Raw genomic sequence first — 3,546 nt, forward strand, 5'->3', positions numbered from 1 at the left:
GATGTACAGCACGGTGCCGATGGTGGCTAGCCAGAAGTGCAGGTTGATCAGGGCGATGCTGTGCATCTGCGCGCGACCGTAGAGCTTGGGGATCATGTGATACAGCGAACCGATGGACACCATGGCGACCCAGCCGAGGGCACCGGCGTGTACGTGGCCGATGGTCCAGTCGGTGTAATGCGACAAGGCGTTGACCGTCTTGATCGCCATCATCGGGCCTTCGAAGGTGGACATGCCGTAGAAGGCCAGCGATACCACCAGAAAGCGCAGGATCGGGTCGGTGCGCAGCTTATGCCAGGCGCCGGACAGGCTCATCATGCCGTTGATCATGCCGCCCCAGCTCGGGGCCAGGAGGATGATCGACATGGCCATGCCGAGGCTCTGCGCCCAGTCCGGCAGAGCGGTGTAATGCAGGTGGTGCGGACCGGCCCAGATGTACAGGGTGATCAGCGCCCAAAAGTGCACGATGGACAGGCGATAGGAGTAGATCGGGCGCTCGGCCTGCTTCGGTACGAAGTAATACATCATGCCGAGGAAGCCGGTGGTCAGGAAGAAGCCCACGGCGTTATGGCCGTACCACCACTGGATCATCGCGTCGGTAGCGCCCGAGTAAGCCGAATAGGACTTGAACAGGCTGACTGGAACCGCGGCGCTGTTGACGATGTGCAGCAGCGCGGTCACCAGGATGAAGGCACCGAAGAACCAGTTGCCGACATAGATGTGCTTGGTCTTGCGCTTGACGATAGTGCCGAAGAACACCACTGCATAAGCGACCCAGACGATACCCAGGAGGATGTCGATCGGCCACTCGAGCTCAGCGTATTCCTTTGTGCTGGTGTAACCCAGGGGCAGGGTAATCACCGCCAGCACGATCACAGCTTGCCAACCCCAGAAGACGAACGCCGCCAAGGAATCGGAAATCAGGCGGACCTGACTGGTGCGCTGCACCACATAGAATGAAGTTGCCATCAGCGCACAACCGCCAAAGGCGAAGATCACCGCGTTGGTGTGCAGCGGACGCAGACGGCCGAAGCTCGTCCACTCCAGGCCAAAGTTGAGTTCTGGCCACACGAGTTGTGAGGCGATGAACACGCCTAGACCCATGCCAATGACTCCCCAGATCACCGTCATAACGGCGAACTGGCGAACCACCTTGTAGTTATAAGCAGTCTGACTGATTGCTGTGCTCATGCTGGGGTTCCACGGTTAATGGAGTTTTAGAGGGGCAAAAAACGGCGGCAAGTATGTAGAAAGCAGGTAGTCATTGCAACGACACACGCCGATACATGCGGGCTTTCAAAGGCTTCAGGCGCGCGTTTTTGCGCAGTTTGGCAACGCTGTGTCGCTTCCCGAAGGTCCCCTGCCGGCACCATGCGAAGAGGGCAATCGCCTTAGGGTTAGGGAGGGCGGTGATTACAGGGCCGCTTAGTCCAAGTCACCCTGGGGCAGGGCTTGGATGTTGAGGTGCGACACTCAGTCGCATCAGTGCGCAAGGCACTTTATTGGCGAGCAGGGTTCTTGCCAGGAGGGGAAAGGAGGCTGGCGGTACTGGTGATACCGCCAGGTTTGGCTTATCGCTCGGTCAGTTGCTCGGTGGGCGGTACTTGTTCTCGCCCGAGGCTCAATATGTATGCCGCCAACAGGTGAACCTTGTCGTTACCCAGGTATTGTTCCTGGGCGGGCATCTGGCCGTTACGCCCGTAGCGGATGGTTTGTTGCAGTTGAGCCAGGCCGGAACCGTAGATCCAGCCACTGGGCTGGGTCAGGTCCGGCGCGCCGAGCATGGCCATGCCCGTTCCCGCGGCTCCATGGCAGGCCGTGCAGTTGCTAGTGAACAGCTGCGCGCCTTGTTCCAGGTCGATTGACTGGTCTTTCGGCAAGGGCAGGCCAGCCAGCTTATGGCGGACATAGCCCGCGACCTGTTTGACGCCTTCTTCGCCGAGTACCTGCCCCCAGGCCGGCATCATGCCGGTGCGACCCTGCAGGATGCTGGTCTTGATGGTTTCGGGCTCGCCGCCCCAGCGCCAATGGCGGTCGGTCAGGTTGGGAAAGCCCACTGTGCCTTTGGCGTCAGAGCCATGGCAGATCGAGCAATAAGTGGCGAACAGGCGGCCACCCATTTTCAACGCCTGTGGGTCGTTGGCCACCTGATCCAGAGGCATCGCCGCATACTTGGCGAAGATCGGTCCATATAGCTGCTCGGCCTGATCCACTTCGCGTTGCCACTGGGCGACCTGGGTCCAGCCGTTGTGATAGCCGGGCAGCAGGCCTTTCCAATTGCCCAGACCCGGGTAGAGCACCAGGTAACCGGCGGCGAACAACAGGGTGCCGAGAAACAGCATGAACCACCACCTGGGTAGCGGGTTGTCGTATTCCTCGATGCCGTCGAAGGAATGTCCCATGGTTTGCTCGGTCTCGCCAGGCTGCTCGCCCTTGCGCGTGGCGAAGATCAACCAGAACAGCGCGAGCAGAGTGCTGATGGTCAACAGCGCGATATACCAGCTCCAGAAAGTGCTCATGGGGTGGTGCTCCTTGATGCGGCAGGCGTGGGTTCGTCGGCAAAGGGTAGGTGTGCGGCTTCGGCAAAAGCCGCTTGGCGTTTACTGGAGTAGGCCCACAGAGTCACGCTGCTGAAAGCCAGCAGAACCAAGGCGGTGCCCAGGCCGCGGAGGGTGCCGATATCCATAAAGTCGAGAGACATGGGCTTACCTCTTGCTCTTCACTGCGATGCCGAGTACTTGCAGGTAGGCAACCAGTGCGTCCATTTCACTCTTGCCCTTGACTGCCGCAGCGGCGCCGGTGATGTCGGTATCGCTGTAGGGCACGCCGAGAGTACGCATGGCCTTGAGCTTGGTATCGGTACCCTTGCCATCGAAAGTGTTCTCGACCAGCCAGGGATAGGCCGGCATCTTCGATTCCGGTACCACGTTGCGCGGGTTGAACAGGTGCGCGCGGTGCCATTCGTCCGAGTAGCGGCCGCCGACTCGGGCCAGATCCGGGCCGGTGCGTTTGGAGCCCCAGAGGAAGGGGTGATCCCAGACGCTCTCGCCGGCCACCGAGTAGTGACCGTAGCGCTCGGTTTCGGCGCGGAACGGACGGATCATCTGCGAGTGACAGCCCACGCAGCCCTCGCGGATATAGACGTCACGCCCTTCCAGTTGCAACGCGGTATAGGGCTTGAGGCCCGCTACCGGCTCGTTGGTGACATCCTGGAAAAACAGCGGAACGATCTGGGTCAGGCCGCCGATGCTGACGGCCAGCACCATCAACAGTGCCATCAGGCCGATATTCTTCTCGATGACTTCGTGTTTCATCAGTGGGCTCCCTCAAGCGAAAACTGTTCGGCAGCTGCTAGCTCGGCAGGTTTCGTGGCGCGTACGGTCTGCCAGGTGTTGTAAGCCATCAACAGCATGCCGAAGAAGAAGATCGCGCCACCGATGACCCGCACCACGAAGCCAGGATGACTGGCCTCCAGGGCTTCGACGAAGGAGTAGGTGAGGGTGCCGTCCTCGTTGACTGCGCGCCACATCAGGCCTTGGGCGATGC

4 protein-coding genes and 1 pseudogene are annotated in these 3,546 nt (G+C 60.4%); all 5 read right to left on the reverse strand.

Annotated features, from left to right (window positions below):
- Positions 1 to 1,191: cytochrome-c oxidase, cbb3-type subunit I (gene ccoN / locus TMS3_RS24360; protein WP_025167892.1), on the reverse strand; the 1,191-nt coding region annotated here is incomplete at its 3' end.
- 380 nt (positions 1,192 to 1,571) lie between these two features.
- The gene (ccoP, locus tag TMS3_RS24365; protein ID WP_025166431.1) at positions 1,572 to 2,519 is read right to left on the reverse strand and encodes a cytochrome-c oxidase, cbb3-type subunit III; all 948 of its coding nucleotides are present in this window, start codon (positions 2,517 to 2,519) and stop codon (positions 1,572 to 1,574) included.
- Entirely contained in the window at positions 2,516 to 2,686 is a 171-nt protein-coding gene (locus TMS3_RS24370; RefSeq protein WP_025166430.1) for a CcoQ/FixQ family Cbb3-type cytochrome c oxidase assembly chaperone, read from the reverse strand. Before TMS3_RS24370 ends, ccoP begins: the two co-directional genes overlap by 4 nt.
- A 19-nt stretch (positions 2,687 to 2,705) precedes the next feature.
- Positions 2,706 to 3,314 carry a cytochrome-c oxidase, cbb3-type subunit II gene (ccoO, locus tag TMS3_RS24375; RefSeq protein WP_025166429.1) on the reverse strand — a complete coding sequence of 203 codons (609 nt, stop codon included), beginning with the start codon at positions 3,312 to 3,314 and terminating at the stop codon, positions 2,706 to 2,708.
- Positions 3,314 to 3,546: pseudogene (locus TMS3_RS24380) on the reverse strand (cytochrome C oxidase Cbb3); the annotation flags it as partial. The pseudogene TMS3_RS24380 and the gene ccoO, both read right to left, overlap by 1 nt.

The organism is Pseudomonas taeanensis MS-3 (assembly GCF_000498575.2).
GTDB classification, from domain to species: domain Bacteria; phylum Pseudomonadota; class Gammaproteobacteria; order Pseudomonadales; family Pseudomonadaceae; genus Aquipseudomonas; species Aquipseudomonas taeanensis.

Bases quoted from the DNA above. Each gene is read 5' to 3' on its own strand.
- TMS3_RS24370 (WP_025166430.1), bottom strand. From the start codon at position 2,686: ATGGATATCGGCACCCTCCGCGGCCTGGGCACCGCCTTGGTTCTGCTG.
- ccoP (WP_025166431.1), bottom strand. From the start codon at position 2,519: ATGAGCACTTTCTGGAGCTGGTATATCGCGCTGTTGACCATCAGCACT.
- ccoO (WP_025166429.1), bottom strand. From the start codon at position 3,314: ATGAAACACGAAGTCATCGAGAAGAATATCGGCCTGATGGCACTGTTG.